General features: G+C 44.0%; 22 protein-coding genes. 15 read left to right on the top strand and 7 right to left on the bottom strand.

Going from position 1 to position 24,217, the window contains the following annotated elements; translation table 11 throughout:
• The first annotated feature begins 49 nt into the window (after window positions 1-49).
• The 3 genes from P5V12_RS03005 (at window position 50) to P5V12_RS03015 (ending at window position 2,036) form a co-directional block, all read left to right on the top strand.
• Complete coding sequence (locus P5V12_RS03005; RefSeq protein ID WP_316955754.1) at window positions 50-724, top strand: DUF4332 domain-containing protein; 675 nt, start codon at window positions 50-52, stop codon at window positions 722-724.
• Between the two features lie 86 nt (window positions 725-810).
• Window positions 811-1,476: an HAD-IA family hydrolase gene (locus tag P5V12_RS03010; RefSeq protein ID WP_316955755.1), complete on the top strand. Its 666-nt coding sequence runs from the start codon at window positions 811-813 to the stop codon at window positions 1,474-1,476.
• A 29-nt stretch (window positions 1,477-1,505) separates the two neighbouring features.
• Complete coding sequence (locus tag P5V12_RS03015) at window positions 1,506-2,036, top strand: macro domain-containing protein (RefSeq protein ID WP_316955756.1); 531 nt, start codon at window positions 1,506-1,508, stop codon at window positions 2,034-2,036.
• Window positions 2,037-2,047: 11 nt separating this feature from the next.
• Here the strand turns inward: P5V12_RS03015 and P5V12_RS03020 are convergent, their stop codons facing one another.
• Both P5V12_RS03020 and P5V12_RS03025 read right to left on the bottom strand, forming a co-directional pair.
• Window positions 2,048-2,548 (bottom strand): protein-L-isoaspartate(D-aspartate) O-methyltransferase, encoded by a 501-nt coding sequence (locus P5V12_RS03020; RefSeq protein WP_316955757.1) that lies wholly within the window; start codon window positions 2,546-2,548, stop codon window positions 2,048-2,050.
• Window positions 2,549-2,720: 172 nt separating this feature from the next.
• Window positions 2,721-3,200, bottom strand: a complete 480-nt coding sequence (locus tag P5V12_RS03025; protein ID WP_316955758.1) for a YbaK/EbsC family protein — start codon at window positions 3,198-3,200, stop codon at window positions 2,721-2,723.
• An 817-nt stretch (window positions 3,201-4,017) separates the two neighbouring features.
• Here P5V12_RS03025 and ald point away from each other — a divergent pair.
• From ald to P5V12_RS03045, 4 genes are all read left to right on the top strand, one after another.
• Complete coding sequence (ald, locus tag P5V12_RS03030; RefSeq protein WP_316955759.1) at window positions 4,018-5,145, top strand: alanine dehydrogenase; 1,128 nt, start codon at window positions 4,018-4,020, stop codon at window positions 5,143-5,145.
• Between the two features lie 101 nt (window positions 5,146-5,246).
• Window positions 5,247-6,830: a peptide chain release factor 3 gene (locus P5V12_RS03035; protein ID WP_316955760.1), complete on the top strand. Its 1,584-nt coding sequence runs from the start codon at window positions 5,247-5,249 to the stop codon at window positions 6,828-6,830.
• Window positions 6,831-6,847: 17 nt separating this feature from the next.
• Window positions 6,848-7,459, top strand: coding sequence for a lysophospholipid acyltransferase family protein (locus P5V12_RS03040; RefSeq protein WP_316955761.1), 612 nt, complete (start codon window positions 6,848-6,850; stop codon window positions 7,457-7,459).
• A gap of 18 nt (window positions 7,460-7,477) precedes the next feature.
• Window positions 7,478-8,566: an AI-2E family transporter gene (locus tag P5V12_RS03045; RefSeq protein ID WP_316955762.1), complete on the top strand. Its 1,089-nt coding sequence runs from the start codon at window positions 7,478-7,480 to the stop codon at window positions 8,564-8,566.
• A gap of 46 nt (window positions 8,567-8,612) precedes the next feature.
• On the opposite strand, the gene P5V12_RS03050 is transcribed toward P5V12_RS03045, so the two are convergent.
• The 4 genes from P5V12_RS03050 to P5V12_RS03065 form a co-directional block, all read right to left on the bottom strand.
• Entirely contained in the window at window positions 8,613-9,473 is an 861-nt protein-coding gene (locus P5V12_RS03050; RefSeq protein ID WP_316955763.1) for a hypothetical protein, read from the bottom strand.
• A gap of 13 nt (window positions 9,474-9,486) precedes the next feature.
• On the bottom strand, window positions 9,487-10,005 hold the full coding sequence (locus P5V12_RS03055; RefSeq protein ID WP_316955764.1) for a hypothetical protein: 519 nt from the start codon (window positions 10,003-10,005) through the stop codon (window positions 9,487-9,489).
• Between the two features lie 268 nt (window positions 10,006-10,273).
• Window positions 10,274-11,653, bottom strand: a complete 1,380-nt coding sequence (sthA, locus tag P5V12_RS03060; protein ID WP_410483332.1) for a Si-specific NAD(P)(+) transhydrogenase — start codon at window positions 11,651-11,653, stop codon at window positions 10,274-10,276.
• 17 nt (window positions 11,654-11,670) lie between these two features.
• Window positions 11,671-12,543, bottom strand: a complete 873-nt coding sequence (locus P5V12_RS03065; protein WP_316955766.1) for an HDOD domain-containing protein — start codon at window positions 12,541-12,543, stop codon at window positions 11,671-11,673.
• A gap of 352 nt (window positions 12,544-12,895) precedes the next feature.
• Here P5V12_RS03065 and P5V12_RS03070 point away from each other — a divergent pair, with 352 nt between their 5' ends.
• Both P5V12_RS03070 and P5V12_RS03075 read left to right on the top strand, forming a co-directional pair.
• Window positions 12,896-14,101, top strand: a complete 1,206-nt coding sequence (locus P5V12_RS03070; RefSeq protein ID WP_316955767.1) for a DNA-binding response regulator — start codon at window positions 12,896-12,898, stop codon at window positions 14,099-14,101.
• 469 nt (window positions 14,102-14,570) lie between these two features.
• A complete protein-coding gene (locus P5V12_RS03075; protein ID WP_316955768.1) occupies window positions 14,571-15,140 on the top strand; it encodes a hypothetical protein in 570 nt (189 codons plus the stop codon).
• 42 nt (window positions 15,141-15,182) lie between these two features.
• Here the strand turns inward: P5V12_RS03075 and P5V12_RS03080 are convergent, their stop codons facing one another.
• Window positions 15,183-16,400, bottom strand: coding sequence for a TonB family protein (locus tag P5V12_RS03080; RefSeq protein ID WP_316955769.1), 1,218 nt, complete (start codon window positions 16,398-16,400; stop codon window positions 15,183-15,185).
• A gap of 506 nt (window positions 16,401-16,906) precedes the next feature.
• Here P5V12_RS03080 and P5V12_RS03085 point away from each other — a divergent pair.
• The 6 genes from P5V12_RS03085 to P5V12_RS03110 all read left to right on the top strand — a co-directional run bounded on the left by P5V12_RS03085 (window position 16,907) and on the right by P5V12_RS03110 (window position 24,177).
• Window positions 16,907-17,599 carry a cyclic nucleotide-binding domain-containing protein gene (locus tag P5V12_RS03085; protein ID WP_316955770.1) on the top strand — a complete coding sequence of 231 codons (693 nt, stop codon included), beginning with the start codon at window positions 16,907-16,909 and terminating at the stop codon, window positions 17,597-17,599.
• A 223-nt stretch (window positions 17,600-17,822) separates the two neighbouring features.
• Entirely contained in the window at window positions 17,823-18,944 is a 1,122-nt protein-coding gene (locus tag P5V12_RS03090) for an efflux RND transporter periplasmic adaptor subunit (RefSeq protein WP_316955771.1), read from the top strand.
• On the top strand, window positions 18,944-22,156 hold the full coding sequence (locus P5V12_RS03095) for an efflux RND transporter permease subunit (RefSeq protein ID WP_316955772.1): 3,213 nt from the start codon (window positions 18,944-18,946) through the stop codon (window positions 22,154-22,156). Before P5V12_RS03090 ends, P5V12_RS03095 begins: the two co-directional genes overlap by 1 nt.
• Window positions 22,153-22,587 (top strand): hypothetical protein, encoded by a 435-nt coding sequence (locus P5V12_RS03100; RefSeq protein WP_316955773.1) that lies wholly within the window; start codon window positions 22,153-22,155, stop codon window positions 22,585-22,587. Before P5V12_RS03095 ends, P5V12_RS03100 begins: the two co-directional genes overlap by 4 nt.
• Before the next feature lie 299 nt (window positions 22,588-22,886).
• Window positions 22,887-23,558: a PilZ domain-containing protein gene (locus P5V12_RS03105; RefSeq protein WP_316955774.1), complete on the top strand. Its 672-nt coding sequence runs from the start codon at window positions 22,887-22,889 to the stop codon at window positions 23,556-23,558.
• Window positions 23,521-24,177 (top strand): hypothetical protein, encoded by a 657-nt coding sequence (locus tag P5V12_RS03110; protein WP_316955775.1) that lies wholly within the window; start codon window positions 23,521-23,523, stop codon window positions 24,175-24,177. The genes P5V12_RS03105 and P5V12_RS03110 overlap by 38 nt, the downstream gene beginning before the upstream one ends.
• Window positions 24,178-24,217 lie beyond the last annotated feature (40 nt).

Here is a 24,217-nt window from a genome sequence, read left to right on the forward strand (position 1 = left end):
ATATGGGGTGAAAATAATAGTGTTATATAAGGGTATATAGGGGGCGGCTATGGCATATGCACTTGATTTTAATAAGATCGAGCTTGGCCAATACCTGGAAGAGCTTACTCAAAAAGAGCTTTTGCCAAGTCGATCGGCGCTCAAATTTGGCCTTGAAAAACGCTTTACCCAAATCAGTCGACAAGGGATTCGAAATCTGCAGGATCTGCGGGCAGTACTTAAAACGAAAAAACGTTTAGAGGACTTTGCTACCCGATCCGGGGTTAATATGGAATATTTAATATTACTCGCACGTGAAATAAATAGTATGGAGGCTCGTCCGGTAAAATTAAGGGAGTTCCCAAATGTGGACATGACTTCAGTTCATGCTTTGGAAAGCATTGGTATTGATAGCAGTGAGCAGCTATTTAATGCTTCGACCACAAAAGAAAGGCGGGAACATCTGATTGACGTGACGGGTATCAAACCTTCCCAGCTAGACGAGTTGGTCAGACTTTCGGATTTGGTACGAATTCAGTGGGTGGGTACAGCGTTTGCCAGAATTCTTTGGCTTGCACATGTTGATACGGTGGAGAAAGTTGCGTCTTCTGACGAACAAGAGCTTTACCAAAAAATTGGTTCAGTGATGGAAAGAAGCTATATTGGTATCGCCAAGCTTGGTATGAAAGACGCAAAACGCTGTATTCATGCTGCAAGGCAATTAACGTATGATATTCAGTATTAAATGAATTTCACGCTGGTTTTATCTTTTCTCAGGCAAGATGAGATATAGTTAATTGCCGTTAAAAAATAACATTGAAATGGGAGTGTATGGCTGCGAAAACTTTTGCTGAGCTGATCCAGCAGATTGAGACTTACGATGCGTACATTTTTGATCTAGACGGTACGTTGGTTGATTCATCAAAAGCCATTTTGGAAATATTAAACGAATGGTGTGAGTCTCGAGAACTCGACTTGGAAATCATGCTTGCCGCATCGCATGGAGCCCGTATCACTGATGTGCTGCCTAGTGTGGCTCCACAACTTGATGTGGAGGACGAGGTTGAGTACCTGTTAAAGCGGGAGCTTGAGGTTCAAACAGGATTGACCGAAATCCCAGGTGCGGGCGAATGGCTTCACCAGTTAACCGAGAGGGGTAAATCTTGGGGGGTGGCGACATCCGGAACCAAAGCTGTTGCAAAAATGCGGATGAATGCTGCTAATTTGCCGGTTCCTTCCGTATTTGTTACTGCTGAGATGGTGTATCAAGGAAAACCAAACGCGGAACAGTTCCAGATTGCGGCTGAATGGTTGGGGTTTGCTACCCAGCGTTGTTTGGCGTTTGAGGATTCCAACAACGGTGTATGTTCTGCCTTGGCTGCGGGCTGTGATGTCGTTGTGGTTGGGCGTGAATGTCAGATTCAGCACAATCGAATTATTGGCAAAATAGAAAACTACTTTCCGTTGATTGTCAGTGAAGAGGTTAGCGCTGATTAGCGCAAAGTATTACTTGTGAGGGCGGCATATTGGCTAATATAGCAATCATTGCAGGTGATATTACACTCGCCGAGACAGATGCAATTGTTAACGCAGCCAACCCAATTATGTTGGGTGGTGGAGGTGTTGATGGTGCTATTCATCGAGCTGCCGGGTCCGAGTTACTGGAAGAATGCTATAAGGTGGAATCGGTTAATGGGATACGTTGCCCAACAGGGGAAGCCAGAGTCACTGGTGCAGGAAAGCTGCGCGCGAAGTATGTCATCCATACGGTAGGACCGAGATACCGCTTTGAAAAAAAGCCCGAAGAATTATTGGCCTCTGCATATACAGCCTGTCTTGATCTTGCGCTGGAAAAAGGTTGTAAATCCATCGCATTCCCAGCTATTTCATGTGGTGTGTATGGTTACCCATTGAGAGAAGCCGCTCACATAGCGATAAAGTGCTGCTTGGCTGATCGTTATTCTGGTCTTGATATTTATTTTTATCTGTTTGAACAAGGTGCTCATGTAATATGGCAAGACACCTTGCAGAGAATGCAATCGGGTGACGATAAATAGGGGCGGATCATTTAGTCATGGGTTAGTGGTACAAACCTAACGGGAATTGAACGGAGTTTTTCTATTCGATTACCAGACTTTTTCTCTACGAGCGTCAAATACTGCGTTTCATACTCACCACCAATGGGAAGGATCATTTTCCCTCCCTGTTTTAGCTGTTTAATTAGTGCTTTAGGGATAGTTTTCCCGGTGGCAGTAACAATAATCGAATCATATGGGGAGTAATCATCAAGCCCTAAATGGCCATCTTGAGAATACACTTCAATATTTGTATATCCCAAATCCTGAAGCCTTTGTCTGGCACTTTCGGCAAGCGTCGGGATGATTTCAATAGAATAAACCCGCTTGGCCAACTCACCAAGGATTGCAGCCTGATAGCCACAACCGGTGCCAATTTCCAGAATTATGTCATCACTATTGATATCCAGGTATTGAGTCATGAGGGCAACAATAAATGGCTGGGAAATGGTTTGTCCGTAGCCAATGGGAAGTGGGCGGTTGTCATAACTCATTGGTTCGAGTTCTTGTGGAACAAACGCCTCTCTGGGGACCGCTCGCCACCTTGTTGCTCAGGGAATTAAACCCAGTTGTTGTACTGGTGAGTAGGAAATCCTGTTTAACGTCTTCAATCAGCTGGTCGATCATAAAAAAGTAAACTTCCTTGTTACATATGTTTTTATGAGTTTAGTGATATGTTCGTTGGCTGAAATGTATATGCTTGATATTTTTCATGAGTTTTTGAAACGCTTCCTGAGATAAGTGAAGTAAGGTTTCATGATCACCTGCTTCGATGTAAACATCGTTTAGCTTATCAAGATCCTGTTCACACACGATATTCATATTATATGCTTGGCCAATTGCTGGAATTGCTCCGGGTTCACAGTCATTAAACATCGCATAGATATGTTCTTCGTCGACTAAGTGAAGTCCTTTACTGAGACTTTCTTCAAGCTTGCTTACACTGACTTTTGCATCAGCGGGAAGAATCGCCATGAGATGATGCCCTTCGTGATCCTCAAAAATTACGGCTTTAACAATCGTTTTTGCTGGAATGTGTGCTGCCAATGCGGATGCATAAGCGCTGTGGGTGTAGTAATGGTCTAGGGTGTCGTATTGGATGTTGTTAGCATCTAAATAGTCGCTCACTCTTTTCGATATGGTCATTGGATAACCCTCCGAATGTAGCGGATGTGCATTCAAAGTATAGCGGTGCGAAACTAAATAACGCTGACATTGGTCAGAATTCCTGGATTTACTAAATATTTTTTTTAATTAATAAAAATTTTTAACATAAAGTAAATGCATAATGGATCTTGCTAATAAGAGGGTGTGTGCTTTTATTTCTATTTCACTATTAGTGCCTAATAGCTGTTTATCCTAAGGGCTCTATCCAATAGCTATTAACATATTGTTTTCTGTACTATCTGGTTTTTTATTGTTGTGATTTGATATGTTTTTATTTGTTCTTCAATAGTTTTTAGCTCACAGGAATAATAAGTTGAGCTCAATGATTTTGATACTTTTTCGCGTTAGGTGGTATGGCTAAAATGGCAATGGAAACTGTAGGGAATGTGTGAGTTTCTCCGAAACGTTTTTATTTTTGGTATAACTTAATTCTGTGGGTCGAGTGCCCATGACGGATGTTTTTGTCGGGAGTTTGTTGAGCTGCGCCAATGGTTGAGCGAGGAGCAATTTGCTCAATTCTTTGCTATTCGTCGGTTTTTTGTCCGGCCCGGCCAACGGTCATAAGGGGCTTGAGGATTGTTTTTTTCGTGCGAGTTGGTTGGCAGCGTTTTTTTGGTTTTTGCAAGTCGTTACTCGTGATTGTATGTATTTTGCTCAGCTTTATCTTTTGTTGGTGGGCATCGGAATTATTTCATGTGAGTCTGTTCGACTTTTCTGAAAGGTAATATTTTTCTCTGGTGGCGGCATAAGCTAAGCTCTAGAAAAGTTTCCTTTGTCATTTGCTTGGGTGAAAAACATGCGTGTTGGAATTCCGAAAGAAATCAAACCACAAGAATACCGAGTGGGACTGACCCCTGCGGGGGTCAGAGAGCTTGTTAGCGCTGAGCATGATGTTTATGTACAGGCAGGAGCGGGATTAGGTATAGGTATTAGTGACGAGCAGTACCAAAGGAGTGGAGCGGTGGTATTACCGTCTGTGGAAGAAGTGTTCGAGGAGGCTGAGCTTATTGTCAAAGTGAAAGAGCCGTTGCCGGAAGAAACCGGTCTGCTGCAGAAAAAGCACATGCTGTTTACTTTTTTGCATCTCGCGGCCAATAAAGCGCTGACAGAACAGTTATTGGCGAGCGAGGCGACCTGCATTGCTTACGAAACCGTCACCGACCCAACCGGAGCACTGCCATTGCTTTCACCGATGAGCGAAGTTGCCGGGAGGCTTTCGATTCAGGCGTCGGCAACCTGCCTGGAGAAAAATCAAGGTGGTAAAGGTGTGTTGATGGCGGGAATCCCTGGGGTGGCTCCCGCGAATGTGTTGATCCTGGGTGGGGGTGTAGTCGGTCTAAATGCTGCCAGAGTCGCTATCGGAATGGGGGCTCGGGTTACCCTTATGGATAAATCCCTTCCCCGTTTAAGAGGAATTGACGAACTATATGGCCCGAGTATTACCTGTTTGTACTCAACTCAGGAAACCATTGAGCGCTTATTGCCAAGTATGGATGTCGTGATTGGCGCGGTGCTAGTACCGGGTGCATCGGCACCGAAGCTCATTAACGAAGAAGACTTGGACCTGCTGGATGAGGGATCGGTGATGGTCGATGTGGCAATCGATCAGGGGGGCTGCTTTGCTTCCAGTCGACCCACAACTCACGATAAGCCGACCTATATCCATAAAGGGGTAGTGCACTACTGCGTGGCAAATATGCCAGGTATAGTCGCCAAAACTTCCTCTTTTGCTCTAACTGATGCGACCTTGCCTTACATCCAGGCGTTAGCGGGTAGAGGTAAGCGGGCCCTATTGGAGGATGCTTACTTCCTAAGTGGCGTCAATCTGAGCGAGGGGGAGGTCACGCATCGTGCAGTTGCAGACTCTTTGGGGATGAAATATTCCCACCCCGGGCAGGTTTTACGGCCCGCACCTTCGCGTTAGTGCTATTTGAGCAGAAACTCAGCCCGTTCAATATAAATCCGCATCTGCACGGGATATAATGGCCGGCATTTTATTTCCGGCCCATTATTGATAAGAATTCCATGAGTAGTACGCATTTTAAAGAAGAAATTGGCAAGCGACGGACGTTTGCTATCATCTCTCACCCTGACGCAGGTAAAACCACCATCACCGAAAAACTCCTTCTTTTCGGCAATGCCATTCAGTTAGCGGGTTCCGTAAAAGGAAAAAAGGGACCGCATGCGAAATCTGACTGGATGAGTATGGAGCAGGAGCGTGGAATTTCTGTGACCTCTTCGGTGATGCAATTCCCTTATAAAGAGCGTGTTGTAAATCTGCTGGACACGCCGGGCCACGAAGACTTTTCTGAGGATACCTACCGCACCCTAACCGCAGTGGATTCTGTATTGATGGTAATCGATGGGGCCAAGGGTGTTGAAGATCGAACTATCAAACTCATGGATGTTTGTCGCTTGCGAGATACTCCTATTTTATCGTTTATTAACAAGATGGACCGGGATATTCGCGATCCAATCGAGGTAATGGATGAGATTGAGGATGTGTTAAAAATCGCCGCCGCGCCCATTAACTGGCCGTTGGGAATGGGTAAAGAATTTAAAGGTGTATACAACCTGTATACCGATACCGTTCATGTATACAGTCATGGTCAGGGTCATACCATTCCTGAAGATATTCAGATAAAAGGTTTGGACAGCGCTGAGTTTGATGCGTTGATGGGGCCATACGCTGACGATGTTCGAGAAGAAATCGAATTGGTTAAAGGTGCGACTCACGAGTTTGATTTAGAAGAGTATCTTGCTGGCAGGCTGACACCTGTCTTTTTTGGTACGGCCCTGGCGAATTTTGGTGTGCGGGAAATGCTCGATGGTTTTGTCGAGTGGGCTCCTCCTCCCATCAGTCGTTTGTCGGAAGCAAGAGAGGTTGCGCCAGATGAAGAAAAGTTCTCGGGTTTTGTGTTCAAGATCCAGGCGAATATGGATCCAAAGCACCGGGACAGAATTGCCTTTATGCGTGTGTGTTCTGGTAAATACACCAAAGGCATGAAAATGAAACATGTGCGTATTGGTAAGGATGTCAAAATTGCGGATGCCGTAACGTTTTTAGCCGGTGATAGAAGTCATGTGGAAGAGGCTATTTCGGGCGATATTATTGGTTTGCATAATCACGGTACGATACAGATTGGCGATACTTTTACGGAAGGTGAAACGCTTAAATATACCGGCATTCCTCATTTCGCTCCCGAACTGTTTCGTCGGATTCGTCTGAAAGACCCGTTGAAAACCAAGCAATTGCAGAAAGGTTTGCAGCAGCTTTCTGAGGAAGGTTCTACCCAGGTATTTTTCCCTGTTAACAACAATGATATTGTGGTTGGTGCGGTTGGTGTACTGCAATTTGAAGTGGTGGCATACCGGCTGAAAGACGAATACAAAGTTGAGGCAATATACGAACCGGTTAACGTGGCGACAGCCCGTTGGGTGGAATGTGACGATGCCAAAAAACTGGAAGAATTTAAACGCAAGTGTGCGGATAATTTATCTGTTGATGGCGGTGGTCACTTAACCTATCTGGCCCCTACGCGTGTGAATTTGTCATTAACCGAAGAACGTTATCCTGATGTTGTGTTCAGAGCGACGCGAGAGCACTAATCGACAAAATAAAAATAATGGACGAATCGAAATTGTTACCCGATGTACCTGAACACATGCCTCAAATGCAAAATCGTTATGCATTGGGCTTGGTAAAATTTATTGGTCGAGCCCTGCTGAAACTAGCAGGGTGGAAGGTGGTTGGGGAGTTTCCAAAGGAGAAGAAGTTAATTATCGCCGCGGCCCCCCATACCTCTAATTGGGATTTTATTCTGGCCATGAGTGCGGTTATGGCGCTTGGAATAAAAATTTCGTATCTGATGAAAAAGGAAGCCTTCTTCTGGCCATTTAAAAATATGTTTATGGCTCTGGGGGGAATTCCCCTGGATAGAAGTGCAGCTGAAGATACTGTTGAGCAAATATCGAGTTGGTATAACACCCACGATAAAGTGTGGGTGGTTATTACTCCTGAAGGTACTCGCTCCAAAGTGGATAAATGGAAAACCGGCTTTTTACGGGTAGCGGAGAAAGCCAATGTACCCGTTATGCTAGTGGCATGGGATTACCCATCCAAGACGATGCATCTGGATAAAATCTGGCAAACAACTGGAGATTATTATCGAGACATTGATCAGATGCGAGAATACATAAATTCCAGATACACAGCTAAACATCCAGACAAACAATAATCGACCTGGGAGAACTTTATGGTGTCTGAATCTCCAATTGCACGCTTTTTAAATGTCATGGCTGCTTTCGTTATTGTGGTGGCGGGAATGAAGGCGGCGGAATCTATTTTGGTGCCTTTTCTTCTCTCCTTGTTTATCGCGGTTATTCTTACTCCACCTTTAATGTTAATGCGCAGCAAAGGGATTCCTGGTTTTTTATCTATTCTGATTATGATCGGTGTAGTGGTCATTGTTGGGGCAATTATCGGCACGGTGGTTGGAGCGTCCATTGCAGACTTTCGCCAGGACTTACCAGAGTATCAGGCTCGACTTCAGACTATGACCGGTAACCTGTTCCATAAGTTAAACAGCTTTGGTTTTAATATCGACGCCAGCCAGTTTAAAGAAGGATTGAATCCTTCAGCAGCGTTATCCTTAGCGGGAAATACTTTAGCGTCATTTGGCAATCTGATGACTAACGCCTTATTGATTCAGCTTACTGTAATTTTTATTCTGGTTGAGGAAGTGGGCTTTCGCGAAAAAATCCGCTTCTTTAAGAACTCAGATAAAACCCTCGCCGCGATCGAAAAATTTACCTCTGGTGTCAACAGCTATATGGCAATTAAGTCGCTTATGAGTCTTCTCACTGGCGCTATTGTTATGGTGTGGTTGTGGATTCTTGGGGTTGATTATTTTGTTCTCTGGGGGTTACTGGCTTTTTTACTAAACTTTGTTCCAACCTTGGGCTCGATTCTGGCGGCTGTACCTGCGGTATTGCTTGCTGTCGTTCAGCTTGGAGTGGGTGACGCTGTATTGGTGGCGGCAGGTTATTTAGCGGTGAACTTTATTGTTGGTAATGTTTTGGAGCCGAGAGTAATGGGCAAAGGTCTGGATCTCTCCGCCTTGGTTGTGTTTCTTTCGTTGGTTTTCTGGGGCTGGGTGCTTGGCCCGGTGGGTATGCTGTTATCGATCCCCCTGACAATGACGGTAAAAATTGCGCTGGAGAGTTTTGAAGATACTCGTGCAATTGGGTTAATGCTTGGATCTGGTCGGAGTATTCTGCATCGCTCGGAGGAGTTGGAAAAGGACGCTGAAGCGAGTGTGATAAAGCTTCCTCAAATGGACTAAGTTCATGTTGTGCACGGGCTTTGGAGCCTCGTGCACATATTGATTCTTAATTCGAAGTGACTAGGGATACGCGTCGAATTTGATAGCCGTTGATGGTTCCACCAATAAATTTCGAATCAAACTGCCCAATTTTTATTTTGCGAAGGTTTAGTGTGGTTGTGCAGTCACCGACTAAACTGACATCTTGTAAACTCCCTGCCGTGATTGTAGCGCTGCCTAAGTCTGTATCGAATAGCTGACTATAGGTTTCTACAGAGTAATCTGAACAGGTGGTTACAGCTTCAACTTCTACTTGAGTATCAGACTCCAGGTTGTTCCATTCAACAACAATATCGTCAGTGCTTCGACTGAAACTCTCTATTGATTGAGGTTGAATTAATTGGAAATCTCCAGGTATTTTAACCATGGAGTTTACAGCTGAAGTTTTGTGATCTCGAAGTAGTGAGATGGTAAATTCTGTTTGTTCTTTTTTAGGCAGTTCTGCACTGTACCATGTGCCATATTCATTAATAATGACTTTATCCCATAAGAAACCATAGCGTTCACTGGTGGTTTTGGCTTGATAAAATCTGTCTTGGGTGTCGGGGAATTGTGCAAATTCACCGAAAAAATCGTCGGATAAATCGATGGCGCTAATATTATCTCCCGCAGAAAACCAGAGCTCATCACTATTAACCAGTTGAACGTAAATCTTGCCGCTATAGGATGGCGGAACACCTTTGGTTAATTGTGTCTCGGCGTAAATAGTATCGCCTTCGTCGGCAACAACCTGGATTGTGGCGTAAATATCACCGGTTGCAACGTAGTCAGAATCTACTCTATTGGTGTTGTCATCCGTATCGTCACAACCGTACAGAGAAAAACACAGAGGCAGTCCAAGCATAAGGGTTTTGCAAATATTGTTCATTGTTAGCCTCCTTTTAAAAATGGAACCGGACACCAGCCTGGATTAGGTTGATGTCTGAACCGGAAAGGTCGTTTATGTATTTGTAGCCGAGGTGTATACCCACGAGTTTGGGAAGGCGTTTTTCGAATTTAACCGTTAAGTACGGACTGGTGTCATTTTGCTCATCAAGGTCTCTCCCTTGGTAGCTGGCTTCTAATTTTGAATAGAGAAGGCCGCCTTCTATGTCCATGTCCAGAAAGCCTAAGTCAAATGTGTTACCCACTCCGGCAAAAATACCACCAATATTTACATCCGAGTGATCTCTATCTTCACTTAAACTAAACCCGCCTATGTATGTTCCGCCAACCCGGTAAAAAATATTTGGAGTGGTGTAGGCAATTGAGATTTCACTATTTTCACCCGAGGTATAACCGGATTTTGAAAGGTTCGCTACACCAAAGGTACCTTCTATTTGGAGGTTTTCTGCGTAACTAAATGCAGAAAAAAAGCCTATAGCGGTTAAGCTTAACAAAGATAGAGTTTTACGGATCATTGCTGTATTCCATTGCGTTTTATTGTGTCGGTAGGTTCGCTGCAGACATATTTTATAAAATACGGGTTTTTACACACCCAATAGACCGCTTTTAATAGTAAAGTGTTTAGTTTGCACTGTCTGCTGGCTGGTTACGATTTTGTGTCTTATTTTAGTTTTGGTGTGTTACTACCAGCGGCTATGTGCCCAAATATAGTGCGCTAAACCGAGTGCTTAAGTCAGGTATAGGTTTAATTGGCGACTGTTTGAGCGTAACTACAAGAGATTCTTATTGTATTTTTTCTCGTTGGGCTAATACATCCAGTGCCGCAACTCGATAGGCTTCTGCCAGCGTTGGAAAGTTAAAGATGCTTTCTACGAAAACATCGACATCATTATCATTCAGTAATGCCATTTGCCCGATGTGTACCAGTTCTGTTGCTCCCTCGGCAACAATCATAACTCCCAGGACTTTACGTCCCTGCGGATCACAGACAATTTTTAACATACCATCCTGAATGTCGTTGATTTGCCCTCTAGCAATCTCGTCAAAGAACGAGCGTCCGACTATGACATTTTCTCCGTATTGCTCTTTGGCTTGGGTTTCGCTTAAGCCAACGGAAGAAAGTTCAGGTATTGAGTAAATACCGGTAGGGATAAGCTGGTGAATTCTTCCACACTCTTTCCCGAGCGCGTTGCAGCTTGCTCTTCGTCCTTGCTCCATCGATGCAGAGGCAAGAGAAGGGGGGCCAATTACATCCCCTGCTGCATAGATACTGGGAACCTGTGTTTGCAGGTGTTCGTCGACGGTGATGAGCCCTCTGGAATTCAGTTGTAGCCCGGCTTCCTCAATATTCAGGTCAGAAACATTTGCAATTCGACCTGCTGCACAAAGCAATTTATCACTTTTTATTTCCAGACCGCCTTCGCACTCTGTAATGACTCCATCATAGCCGTTCCAATAGGCTTTAATCACGTTAGTATTGCCGAGCCAGGTTCCGCCCATGTTTTCAAATGCACTGATGAAGGTTGAGCTTAAGTCATCATCCAAAAACCCCAATGGGCGGGGATATTTGTCTATCATTGTGACTTTTACCCCAAGGGCCTGAAATATCGATGCGTATTCACTTGCAATCACTCCTCCGCCCAGAACTACCAAACTTTTGGGCAGGTACATCATGGAGAGAATAGAATCGCTATCCAGTAAATGCTCATGGTCAATGGGAATATTATCCGGTACTCGCGGGTGAGAACCTGTTGCAATAACAATACGTTGGCAATTAATTATTTCCGGTTCCTGGCGTAACTTTGTTACTTCCAGGCTGGTTGGTGAAAGAAATCTGGCTCGACCATGAATAAACTCTACGCCGCATCGTGTCATTTGTTTGCTCATGTATTTGTCATGAGCATGTAATACTATTTCCAGGCGATTTATAAGTGTTGCAAGTTCCAGGTCTTCTCGAAGCTTGAAGTTAGCCAGTTCCGCGTTCATCCGCATATTTTTTACGCGTAACGCATTTTCTCTGAGTGTTTTTGACGGGATAGTCCCTCTGTGAACGCAGCTACCTCCTAACTCCCGTGTTTTTTCGATCAAAGCAACGGTATTTCCCAGATTTCTTGCCTGAATCGCAGCTTTCTGCCCGGCTGGGCCGCTACCGATAACGACCATATCGTAGTAACGTTCATTCACGAGTGCATTACCTCCAGAGAACTGGTAATGACTTCTTCTTTTTCCAATATTTTTTCGATGTCATCTTGATACAGGTTTAAATCCGCAAGCACGTTACTATCGGTAAGTTCTTCGAGTGACAACCGGTCTTCCCCCTGTTTTTTCCCAATAAAATGATGGGCAAAGCGGGCTCCGGCAACCACCACCATGGTTTGATCCTGGCCTTTGTGAGGACGGCTGTAGTTATCAAATAAACGAACAACGCTAATAACGGAAGCGGGCATTTCCCATTCTTCCACAACTCTGGAACCGATAAGGCGTTGGTAGTGGCTTTCAAGGAGGTAGACATCGTCTTTGGTTAAATCCACACCTAATTCGTTAGCCGCCTCGAGAGAGGATTGTATGGCAACAGGCCTGCCAATATCGTGAAGCAGGCCGGCTAAGAAAGCCGCCTCAACATTTTTTCTGCATACCCTTGCGACTTCTTTTGACCAAAGCCCCGTTGCCAGAGAAAAACGTAATTCATGTTGAATGTACTTTTCAAATCCGGGGGCATCAAAAAGGGATGAGGTTATGGAAGCTGCCAGGGCAATTTCTGAAATTACTTTCATTCCCAGTCGAGTAATCGCCTGTTGTAACGAAACCATCGTGCTATTTGGGCTGTATGCGGCGGAGTTTGCCACTCGCATAACGTGTCCTGCCAGGCTTTGATCGCTTTGTATGAGCTTCGCCAGTTCGATCGCGTCGGATTCGGGGTCTTGCGTTAAACGGACAACTTTACCAGCGACTTCAGGCAACATGGGGACGTCGATCTGTCCATTGAGTGTTTTTTCTCGGAGAAGAGGCTCAACCTGTAAAAAAGCGGGGGACTGGACAGCTTCGGTGGTCATAAAAAGTTACCTTGAGGCGCTTAAACATTTCTTATTGGCTATTGTTATAAATTTAGCACGTAGTTAGCTTTCGAGAGCGCAAATCCTTAATCTGAGACAAAATAAAAGAAAATGCTGTAGACGATTCTTTTTATATCACTGATTTATATAGCAAAAACTCTGTGCTCATAAATCAAATTTTTGTCGCGTTTTGTCGCATATGACTTCGCATTGATGGCAAAGCATTTTTCCATAGTCTAGATTCAAAGATAGTGACGACAGGGTATTTCTCTGTGGATGCGCTATGAATAGCGCAGTAGGGTGATGGGGCGTTTCGCCAATGCATAGTAGGACTGGAGGCATATGTTGACTCATGGCGCATCACAAGGTTCTTATCTTATTCCAGCAGCAAATTTCTGATTTAGGCAAACACATTCAATCGTTTTTTGAAGCTGATTCAACAGCAGATGTTGATGAGGCTGTTGAAATGGTATCCAGTAAGGACTACAAAGCTGTGGTGTTCGACACCATGGAAGCGGGAGACCTGGATATTGAGTTGTGTGAAAGTGTTTTATCTCATGCAGAGCTGATTAAACTGCCCGTTGTAATACTTACGCGGAGCTATTCTCTTCAGGATAAACTCAAAGCCTTTGATATAGGTTTCGACGACTTTATTGATGGTTCAATTACCAAAGATGAGGTGTGTGCTCGAATTACCAAGTCCATTTTTCATCGTATTGCTACCGACCAGTTATCCAGTCGCCTGGAAATGGCAAATCAAACTGCGCGCAGTGCACTGGTAGACAATAGTGATTTGGGAGCCAATATACAGTTTTTGCTCAGCGTGCATTCCTGTGACAACCTCGACCAGCTTGGCCAACAGTTTTTTGCCACGATAGAGCGTTATGGTCTGCATTGTAGTTTGCAAATGCGTAGCATTATGGGTGAGAAAAATATGGAAGCTCACGGCATGGCGAAAGACTTGGAATCGCAATTGTTAACGCAGTTAAAGGGATCTGACAGGTATATCGATTTTGGTAAAAGGACAATCATCAATTTCGATCGGGTTTCGCTGTTGATTAAAAACATGCCAATCGATGATGCAGAGAAGTACGGCTCGATTAAAGACAATACTTTTTCGCTGATTCAGGGAATGAATGCCCGAATTATCGCGTTGGAAGATAAGCATCGCTTATTGGAGGAACGAGAATCTCTGCGGAAATTATCTAAAGATGTCCAGGTTGTTATGATGACATTGCAAGAGTCGTATCAAACGGTAATGAATCAAATTGCGACCGAAGTTGAAAATATGTCTGAGCTGGTACAGGCCAGGGTACCTTCGTTTGCTTTAACGGAGGGGGATGAAAACTTTCTTTATGAAATTACCGATCAATGTGTGACAGAAACAAATCGGGTTTTCAATGATGGCTTAAAAGTCGACGAGTGCTTTTCCAAATTGGAGTATGCGGTGGCACGCACACTCGCTGAGGTGGATGAGGCCGCGGAATTGTCGAGGAAAGTTAGTCCTATGCCGATTATGGAAAAGCACTCAACAGACAATACTATCGAGCTTTTCTAACGGTGTAGCTCTTTTCTGTTGCAACCCATACTCGGGATTGAGCTAATTACTTATTTTCTCTTTAAACACCATCTGAGACACAGGTATGCATTCACTCGCATGGTGTTGTGGCGTTATCAAACAGTTGTTTCTTTTTACTTCTCCGCTTTTTTCATACTCTCCTGCCTATTTCAAAGCTTGTTTTGCGAGTGCTTGAATGTGTTATCTGGTGACAATGTAGACTCGCTGCTATAAAAAATGGCTGTTAAATGTATTAATAGTCATAATTTTTCGCTATCAATGATATCTTCTTGTAAGATATTGGCAATATCACCCCAATTAAATTAATGAGCTAAACGCCAAGTCTTCGGTTACTATTATCATTAGGTGTTGATAATGCATTCCTGAAGGAATGGTATCGTATCGTTCAGTACTTACTTCACTTAGTTTGAGTGGGTTATTTGTAATTCAGAGAGTTATTTGGAGCAGAATGGATAACAAAGACCTTGTTTGGGATCTGGAGCAATTCCAAAAACGAAAAAGAGCAGAAAATTTTGTTCTCGGTTTCGAAAATAAACTGTGTGTTTATTCGGGGTCGGTAGAACAGCTTTATACCAATTACGATATCTTTTTCCCTAAGGATGAGAATCACAAGTTGGTTATCCTTCCTAACCCCTATGCTGCTCATGACACTTTCCACGGAATTGAGGAGGCTTCTGTTAAGGCGACGGGCATTTTTATCGTACCTTCTGACCCCAGAGATGAAAAAGGTCGTTTAAGTATGATGATTCCGCTAAAAGGAAGTGATGCCGGAAAGAGAAACTTTCGACGTGTTCCGCTTGACGTTGGGTTAAAACTGATAAATCAACATCGCCCATCAGACAAGCCTTTTTTGCCAGTGTTAATCAAAGGTGACCTACGAGAACTGGATGCGGATACGCCCTGCCTGCACTTACATTCCCTGTTGCTTTCGGATTTACCAAAACTATCTGCTTTGGAGGTTAAGGATATTCAATCTGTTGTATTGGAGCGTTTGCAGGAGCTTGCTGGAAGGGTATAGAAATGGCCGCCCCGGAATGGGGCAGCCAGAATAGCTATCAAATTATTTGAGCTGGAATACCACGGGTAAACTAAAGGTAAATTGCTCCCCGCTCATTTTTTCAGGCATAGCTGGGAAAGGGCTGGCACGTTTTACGCCTTTCTCCGCGGCTTTATCCAACGCCGAATAGTCACTGTTTTGCACGCTTTCAATATTCAATACTTTTCCTTCTCGATCGATGGTAACGGCAAGCCTTACTATTCCTTCCTGGCTAAGTGAAAGTGCCCGCGAGGGGTATTTCATAAATTTGCTTGACCACTTTTTCAGCTTGGCAATGTAGAGCTGCTGTTCTAGTAGACTTTCTGCTGTGAAATCCAGGTCGTCTTCTTCAAGCTCATCATCCAATAGCTCTTCTTTGGGGGCCATCGCGAGTTTGGGCTTTGGTTTTGCCTTGGGCTGAGGTTTTGCCTTAGGTGGCTCTGGAGTGGGTTTGGTTGCCGCGACGGCCGCGGGTGGAGCAATATCCACTTTTGCGGTTGGAAGCGGAGCGGTTGCGATTTTTGGCGCTGCAACAGTCGGTTCCGAGGGCAGGTCTACCGCAACCTTGGGTATATCTGTCTGATCTTCTGATGCTTCCTGATGTCTCGCCGCGATGCTTTGAGCCAATTCATCCACTGTGGCAATACGTTCATCGGAGGGGCGAGTTTCATCGAATCGGGACTGTAAGCCTGACTCGACCTTACCATTAGCAACCAATTTGCTGCGGAACTCTGAGGACAGCGGAACAGGGCCGATCCAGGCTCGAAGTAACAGGTCAAAAAACTGCGTACTTTCTATTTCGCCCAGTTGAACACCATTGAGAATGACTTTTACTGTGTCTGACCCCCGGTCGATGGTAAAAATATCTCCCTGAAGCATCTTAATTTTCAGCATATTACTGAAGTCGGCCATATTTTGAGCTTGTTTCTCCAGCTCAGCTGGGCTGGCATTAATCGCCATCCCTTCAATCCACATTCGCTTAAAGCGTCGTGAGGAGAGTCTATCTGCAGTGACTCTGACTTGAATCCGTTTGTTTTCGTCAGCCAGCAGCACATCTCGAGAGCTGTCTGTCAGGGTTTCGGTGAAAAGTGCGGCGATAAACTGTTCTTTACCCAGCTCAGAGTGGGTGGACATCCCATTTATCGTTGGTTCTGCGCTTGCACAGAGTGAGGCGATTGAGAGTGCAGCAATTGTGATTAGACGACCAATTTGAGAGATCGGAGTTTTTTTCGTTCTTATCATATGAACCTCATAAGCTCCAGTATTCATTGATACGGATACGTTGCTTTTACCCTTTTATAAGGGGTTTCTAAAGTATGCTGTTAACGCTGTTTTACAACTAAGTAATATAAGTATATACCGACAAAGTCCGGTGCGAGTTTTCGCCTTAGCGAGAACAGCACCAGACTACCCCACTAACTGTACAGGAATTTAGTCTCACTTCAAGCCGTGAATTCTTGGATTTATAGTAAATTTCAGAGGTATAAACATTTCTTTAAGGTCTTGGCAGTTGGCGCCTGAAGTTGTAGAGTGCACCCAAATTTGAGTTACATCCTTATGTTGATTGTTGCGCCATTTTGAAAAGAGCATTGGTTCAGTTTTTGAGCGTGATTTGGGTAACAAAAATACTAAATGGAATAAGAATGTCGTTCAAATTTGATTCGCTACTCGGATTAACGGCTATTGTTTTAGAAGAATAGTCGAGCTGCGTAGGCAGAACAGATTTAATAAAATTCACTAGGCGCTTTATGGAAGTTCATCCTCTAAGTCGATACCCTCAGGCAACGCTTGATAACCTTTTGGCCTCCATACCATTTTATAAGACAGTACAGCAAACAGATCAGTATCAATATGACCTGTTGATGCGCTATTCGCGTGTGAGTGAATTTCGACCTGGCGAGGTTCTGATGGAACAGGGGCAAAATGATCAATGGTTGTATTTCCTATTGAAAGGTCAGCTTGCTGTGTTGGTTGGTGATACCAAGGCAGAGAGAAAAGTCGTCAACTACCTGACACCTGGGGAGGTCTTCGGTGATTTGGCGGTTTTGGTTGATCATCAACGAACAGCGACAGTGATTGCTGATTCAAATTGTAAGCGCGTCTTGGTTTTTGGAACGGACTTTACTGTATTCGGTGAGTTAACTGATATCAGCAAAATTTCGTTATTTACCAAGTTGGTTTACTACCGCAATATGGTGCATAACTTACGATGGAAATTGGAAGTCTATCGAATGTCCTACCCTGAACACAGCTTTGCTTCAAATCATCGTAAAGTAAAACTCTACATTGGAAAAAAAGACACGCTGGAAGAGCTTATTAGTTTGGACGAACAAGCAAGAGCGTTGGCGCGTTTATTAGTACAATGGAATTTAGAATTTGATAGATTAGCAATTTCACCAAGAGATAAATTGGATTACACCACTTTAGCTGCAATTGGTTAACATTGTTGATTTTTATCAATGATAACAAAGGGTAACATTCACTCTCTGTTCACAGTTCCTTTGATGTAATAAGCTTCCGCATCTGGAGTGCAGGGGAGCTACTTCACCGTCTTCACCCTCGTATAGAGTTCCCTCTTTCTCTGCGAAATTCTGATACTTTTCGAGCATAAAAAGTATCTGTTTGTATTGCTAATCCATTTCGTTTTTTTATTGGGAAGAACTCATGAATTCAAATTACCGGCTGGCGTTATTTTTATCGGTTTTAACCGTATTATGGGTCGCTTCTGGTTATGTTCGCCAAAATAAATTGGAAAAAGACGCAGAGCTTGCTGAGCAATCAAAAAATGCGTCGGTATTTACTGTGCAGGCAGAATATCATCATGCCCGGGAATATCAGCGAGGAATTTTGGCCAGAGGTAAAACCGAAGCAAATCGAACTGTTGCGGTTATGGCGGAAATAGATGGTGTTGTTGTGTCCACTCCAGCAACAGAGGGTACCTGGGTGGAAGAAGGTTCCGTTCTCTGTGAGTTGGATTCTGAAGACAGGGCGTTAAAATTGGCGCAAGCAAAAGCTTCATTGGAAAAAGCAAAGCTTGACTATCAAGGCGCGTTAAAACTTAAAGACGGTGGTTACCAATCGAAATCTCAGATTGCTGCGGCGAAATCCAGTCTGGTTTTAGCTGAAGCAACATTAAAGAGAGCAACTTTGGAGTTGGATCGGCTCACAATTGAAGCACCTTTTTCCGGCATCATTGAACGACGTGAAGCTGAAGCGGGAGATTTTCTTCAACGTGGTCAACCCTGTGCCTCTCTTGTTGAACTGTCACCTTTAGTTGTTGCAGCACAAATATCGGAAGATGAAGTGATGCAGTTGGATCGAGGTGCTCAAGCAAAAGTCCATTTTATTTCCGGGGAAACCTTGGATGGCACATTGCGATTCATTGGCCATACTTCAGACCCATTGACGCGAACATTTCGTATTGAGGTTGTGGTGCCAAATGCAGATTTGGTTTTAAAGGCTGGCTTAACGGCAGATATTACTGTTGCAACTCGATCTGAAGTGGCGCACTTAATTTCTCCTTCTCTACTTTCTTTGGAGGATTCCGGAAAAATTGCTGTACGTATACTGGATGAGTCAGAAAAAGTTCGCAGTGTGAGTGTCAACCTCATCGGTGATGATAAAGACGGTGTTTGGGTGACGGGTTTACCTGAAAATGTTTTGCTCATTACTGTTGGACAGGAATATGTCTCTGAAGGTCAGCAGGTTAAGGTCGTGATTAATGGAGAGGAGAGTTCAAAGGAAGGGGATGATGTTCTTGAAGCATCTGTTGTAGGTATCCAGTAATGAATGTAATCAGTGCAGCAATTTCCAGAGCGAGAGCAACGCTCTGTATCATGGTTTTAATTGTTGTTGCGGGTATTCAGGCGCGCAATAACATGACAATTGAAGCTTCTCCTAACCCTTCTGTTCCCATTGCGGTTGTTTCTGTTTATCAGGATGGTATTTCTCCTGAAGATGGGGCTCGCTTATTGGTTCGCCCTTTGGAAAAAGAGCTACGTTCTCTAGAAGGGTTAAAAGAAATTCGTGCCACATCTCGAGAATCTATTTCGTATGTGATTGTTGAGTTCGAGGCGGATCAGGATGTTGATCAAGCCTTACTTGATGTGCGTACTGCTGTTGATAGAGCGAAAGCTGAATTACCTATCGATGCAGAAGAGCCTGTTGTCAATGAAGTTTCTGCGGATGATGCTCCAACTATTATTGTGACGGTTGCGGGTGAAGTGCAGGAACGTGTGCTTTATCAAACAGCGCAAACATTGAAACGACAGATAGAATCTCTCCCAAGTGTATTAGAAGCAGAGCTGACAGGTCACAGGGAAGAAGTCATTGAAGCGACTATCGACCCTTCTCGCGTAGAAAGCTATGGCATTACCAGTGGTGAAATATTTAACGCTGTGGTGAGTAATAATTTACTTGTACCTGCCGGCAATATTGATACAGGTGAAGGGCGTTTTGCGGTAAAAGTCCCCGCATTAATTGAAGACCGGGACGATGTCTATAACTTACCTATCCGAGCCAATGCTGATGGCGTTATTCGTTTAGGTGAAGTAGCTGATGTGCGCCGTACTTTTAAAGATCCATGGCAATATACAACTGTTAATGGTGAAAGAGCCATTTCAATTGAGGTCAGAAAACGCAATGAAGCAAATGATATTGCTGTAACTAAAGCCGTGAGAGAGCTCGTTGATGAGCTGAAACCAACAGTTCCCGAAGCAGTTACTATCGACTATTTGATGGATCAATCCGATTTCTCAATTGGAATGATTAATGAAATGCAGGGAAATATTATGACCGCCATGGTTTTGGTAATGGTCATTATTATTGCTGCGCTAGGTTATCGGTCTGGGATTTTGGTTGGGATTGGTATTCCGTTTTCTCTCCTGTTTGGCTTGCTGGTTGTTTACTTTATTGGGTTCTCATTCAACTTTATGGTGTTGTTCGGCATGCTTTTGGCCCTGGGTATGTTGATCGATGGTGCGATTGTTGTCACTGAGTATGCTGACAGGAAAATGGCGGAAGGCTCTGACAGTAAAGAAGCTTATCGTTATGCAGTAAAGAGAATGCTTTGGCCGGTTACAGCTTCGACTACCACCACTCTTGCGGCTTTCTTGCCTATCATGTTTTGGCCTGGTGTCGCTGGCGAATTTATGCGTTATTTGCCGGTTACCGTTTTTGCTGTTCTTGTCGGTTCCCTTTTATATGCCTTGTTATTTGCCCCTGTTATGGGGGCGTTAATGGGCAAGAATAAAATGGATGAAAAAACAACCGATTATCTTAAAAGACTGGAGACGGATGATCCCCGTTCGCATGGCGGTATTACCGGGAAGTATGTAAAAGTTTTAACGAGTGTAATAGACCATCCGTTTGCGCTTTTTGTTGGTGCTATTTATTTGTTGGTTGCGATATTCATGGCCTTTGCCAACTTTAATAAAGGCGTGGAGTTTTTTGTTGAAACTGAGCAAATTATTGGCACAGTGGATGTTCGTGCTCAAGGTAATTTGGCGGTAGAAGAAGCGAGAGCACTAGCGGCGGAGGTGGAAAAAGTCGTGATGAGTGTTCCTGGTGTTAAGGTTGTGTATTCGGTTGCCAGCCCTGGGGCTCCGCAGCAATTTGGCCCCCGGTCACCGGAAAAGGATCAGATCGCCGCGATGTTGATTGAAACTTATAAGCCTGAAGTTTTGGGCCGGTCAACTCATGAAGTCTATGCCGAGATTCGCAAGAAGACTAAGAATATGCCTGGTGTCTATGTGAATGCGGTGGCAATGGAAGGGGGGCCTCCTGTCGGGAAACCCGTGCAAATTCAGTTAGAGTCGCTTAATCGGGAGAAACTGTTGAACAGTGCCCGGGATTTACGTGCTCAGTTAGAAAAAAATATTCCTGGCTTAAGGGATGTTACGGATTCTACACCGTTACCTGGTATTGAGTGGACGATCGAAGTAGACAGGGATTTGGCCGCGCAAATGGGCGCGAATGTGATGGAAGTTGGTCGAGCTGTTCAGTTGGTCACAAATGGTATTAAGTTGTCTGAATATCGACCCGATGACGCTGATGATGAGGTAGATATTCGCGTTCGATTACCTGAATCTGAACGTGGATTGCAGCAATTAAAAAATATCAAGGTAAACACTGCGAACGGTACAGTCGCCGCATCCAGTTTCGTTAAGCGAATTGCCAGTCCAAGAGTCGATAAAGTTCAGCGTATTAACGGCAAAGAATATGCAATGGTACTGGCCGATGTGGAAGATGGTGTCAACGCAGAAGACAAAGTGAAAGAGATCAAGGCGTGGTTAAAAGAAAACCCCTTGGATAAGGACGTTCGGGTCGTGTATCGAGGTGCTAATGAAGAGCAGGAAAAATCTCAGGCTTTCTTAACCACCGCTATGTTATTGGCATTATTCTTAATGTTTATATTGCTGGTGACCCAGTTTAATAGTTTCTACCAAGCTTTTTTGACACTTTCTTCTGTTATTCTGTCAACCGCGGGTGTTTTTCTGGGGCTGACTCTTACCGGCTCTACATTCAGTGTCATTATGACGGGGGTAGGTATTGTTGCTTTGGCGGGGATTGTGGTGAACAACAATATTGTACTGATTGATACGTTTAATCATGTACGTAAAACCCGTCCAGAGTTAGAAGAGAAAGAAGCTGCTTTATTAGCCGCGACGTTAAGGCTACGTCCAGTATTTTTAACAACATTCACAACGATACTGGGTTTATTGCCTTTGGCTCGAGGCCTCAGTATCGATTTGGTTGGACGAACGATAATCCACGGGGGGGTAGTTGGTTCATTCTGGGTGTCCCTTGCCAGTGCTATTGTCTATGGTTTGTTGTTTTCAACCATACTCACTCTGGTTGTTACACCGGCTATGCTGGCATTGCCTCATGAGGCAAAAGCCTTGTACCGAAAGTATGTTAAGACTCCCTATAAGCATTACAGGGAACATCCGAGGAGACCACTAGCGCCGTTGACTCGAGATAGAGGAGAGATAAAGTGAGAAATTTTCTGATCTTCCTCTGGGCTGTTATCTGGGGGCTCCCGCTTGTTGGGGTGCTTGTCGCAACGGCTATGCTGCTTCCATCTCTAGCTTCACTGATTTTTGCTGGGGGTGTGGGGATTTTGGTCACCGTACTCGGTGGAATATTACTTCTGGGACTGGCTGGTTGCTACATTTTTGCTTTGATCGGTATCTTTGATAAGTGGTACTTTTCCTGGGTGTGGATCAGTGCTGCAAACTATTTGGCACCATTTATTCTTGGTTTATCAATGGTCGCTGTTACTTTTCTCGCTCCGTTTGAAATCGGATCTTGGGGCTTGCTTCTGTTATTGGGAGGAGCTCTTAAACTTAGCTTTTTTGTGCGAGATTATTGGCAGGCTGAGTCCGTTCAAGATGAATACGAAGTCTCCAAGTATACGGCAGTAAACTGATCTTTTTACCTTATCGTCAGCAATGTGGGGTGAGACCATATTGCTGACCGAATCATCTCTCTGTAGACCATATCTTTTTCTGGAATCTCTTCTGTTATCTGAGCGTGGGGATGTATATTTTGTTTTCCGCTGTCATATCAACCGCGGGCCTGCTCCCATTTTGCTTTCAGATGGCCTGTTATTTAACCAATGAATTTGGTACTCAAAAAACGTGAATCGATTCTACTGCTAATATTTACTAAGGATATGCCGATATAGATCTTTTGGGCTTTGTGTATACATAAATAATACTGTGGCTTATGTCTTCTCACGAAATATTGCAATTTGACGATTTGGATTTACATGTTGGGAATATTGTTCAAATCCATCCTAATCCCAAAGAATCAACAAGGTTTGATTGTACTTATATTGGTGGAATTCCAGGAGAGGCAGTTATTGTCTCTGTGTCCCCAACAGGTGAATTTCCTGTGGTCAAAGAGGGGCAAAAAGTCGCTATTCGAACTTCTACAGCGATTGGCATTGCTATGTTTCCCACTACGGTGTTGTTTATTTCAGAAATCCCTACATTAATGGTATATCTGGATATTCCTCAAGCAATCAAGCATAAGTCTGTGCGCACTGCAATGAGGGTAGAAGTGAGCTTGCCAATATTAGTTTCAAGTACAGTCGATCGAAGTTTGAGAGGAATTACTGGAAAAATAGCGGATATAAGTGTTTCTGGAGCTGGTCTATTACTAGAGCGAAGTGTTGGGGAAGTTGGCGAGAAGGTTGAAATAAAGGGCAAGTTTGAAGTTGCTGGGATACAGCGGTTATTGTCGATTGAAGTGATGATTCGTTCCAAAATCCAGCGCAGCAACGGTGATTTTTTTTACGGAGTTGAGTTTCTAAAGGGAAGTGAGGACAAGATGTTGGTTCTGTTTGGGTATGTATTCAATGCAATGGCAATTGGTAAAATTCAATCTGTTCGCTAAGCTCGTTTTGGCAATTGGGTTGTGGCTAACCCCTGTTCTTTCGGGCCTGGCTTTCGATGAAAACCGTCTTTGGCTTCCTTCTCAATACCAAACTCTCTATCTTGATTTAAAAAAAGCAGCAGAGGTTGCCGAATCTATAGATCGGTGTGTTGTTGTGCTTGATGGAACGCTGGATTTGGATCGCAGCTCTGACGGTCATCCCGTTTATAGAATACTCTGCCGTCAGCAAAACGGTAAAAGCTACAATGAGATGGTGGATGGGGTGAGTTTTCGCACCTTAACGACAAAAGTCCCGATTGTTCTCGAACCAACGGCTGAAGAGCTAGAGCAAATGAGATTGGCAGAGGAAAGAAAACGGGCGGAGGAGCTTAGAATCTGGAAGCTAAATATGTGGAAGTTATGTCAAAGCACGTTTACAGATAAGACATCGCTTATGATCAATCTGGTGTTAATTACTCAAAATCAGCCGGAACCGAACTATATCGACGAGAGTAGAATTCAGTACATTATTGATTTTGACGCAGAGAATCAGCAGGGAGATAAACTACGGTTTCGATCTATATGTGTTACTGAAAATAACCTGATTGAGAGTTTTAAAATCAGGAGAAGGGTCAATTAGCTATTCAAGATAATGAGACATAAAAAAAGGCTGCCTAGAG

Source organism: Teredinibacter sp. KSP-S5-2 (genome assembly GCF_032773895.1).
Taxonomy (GTDB): Bacteria; Pseudomonadota; Gammaproteobacteria; order Pseudomonadales; family Cellvibrionaceae.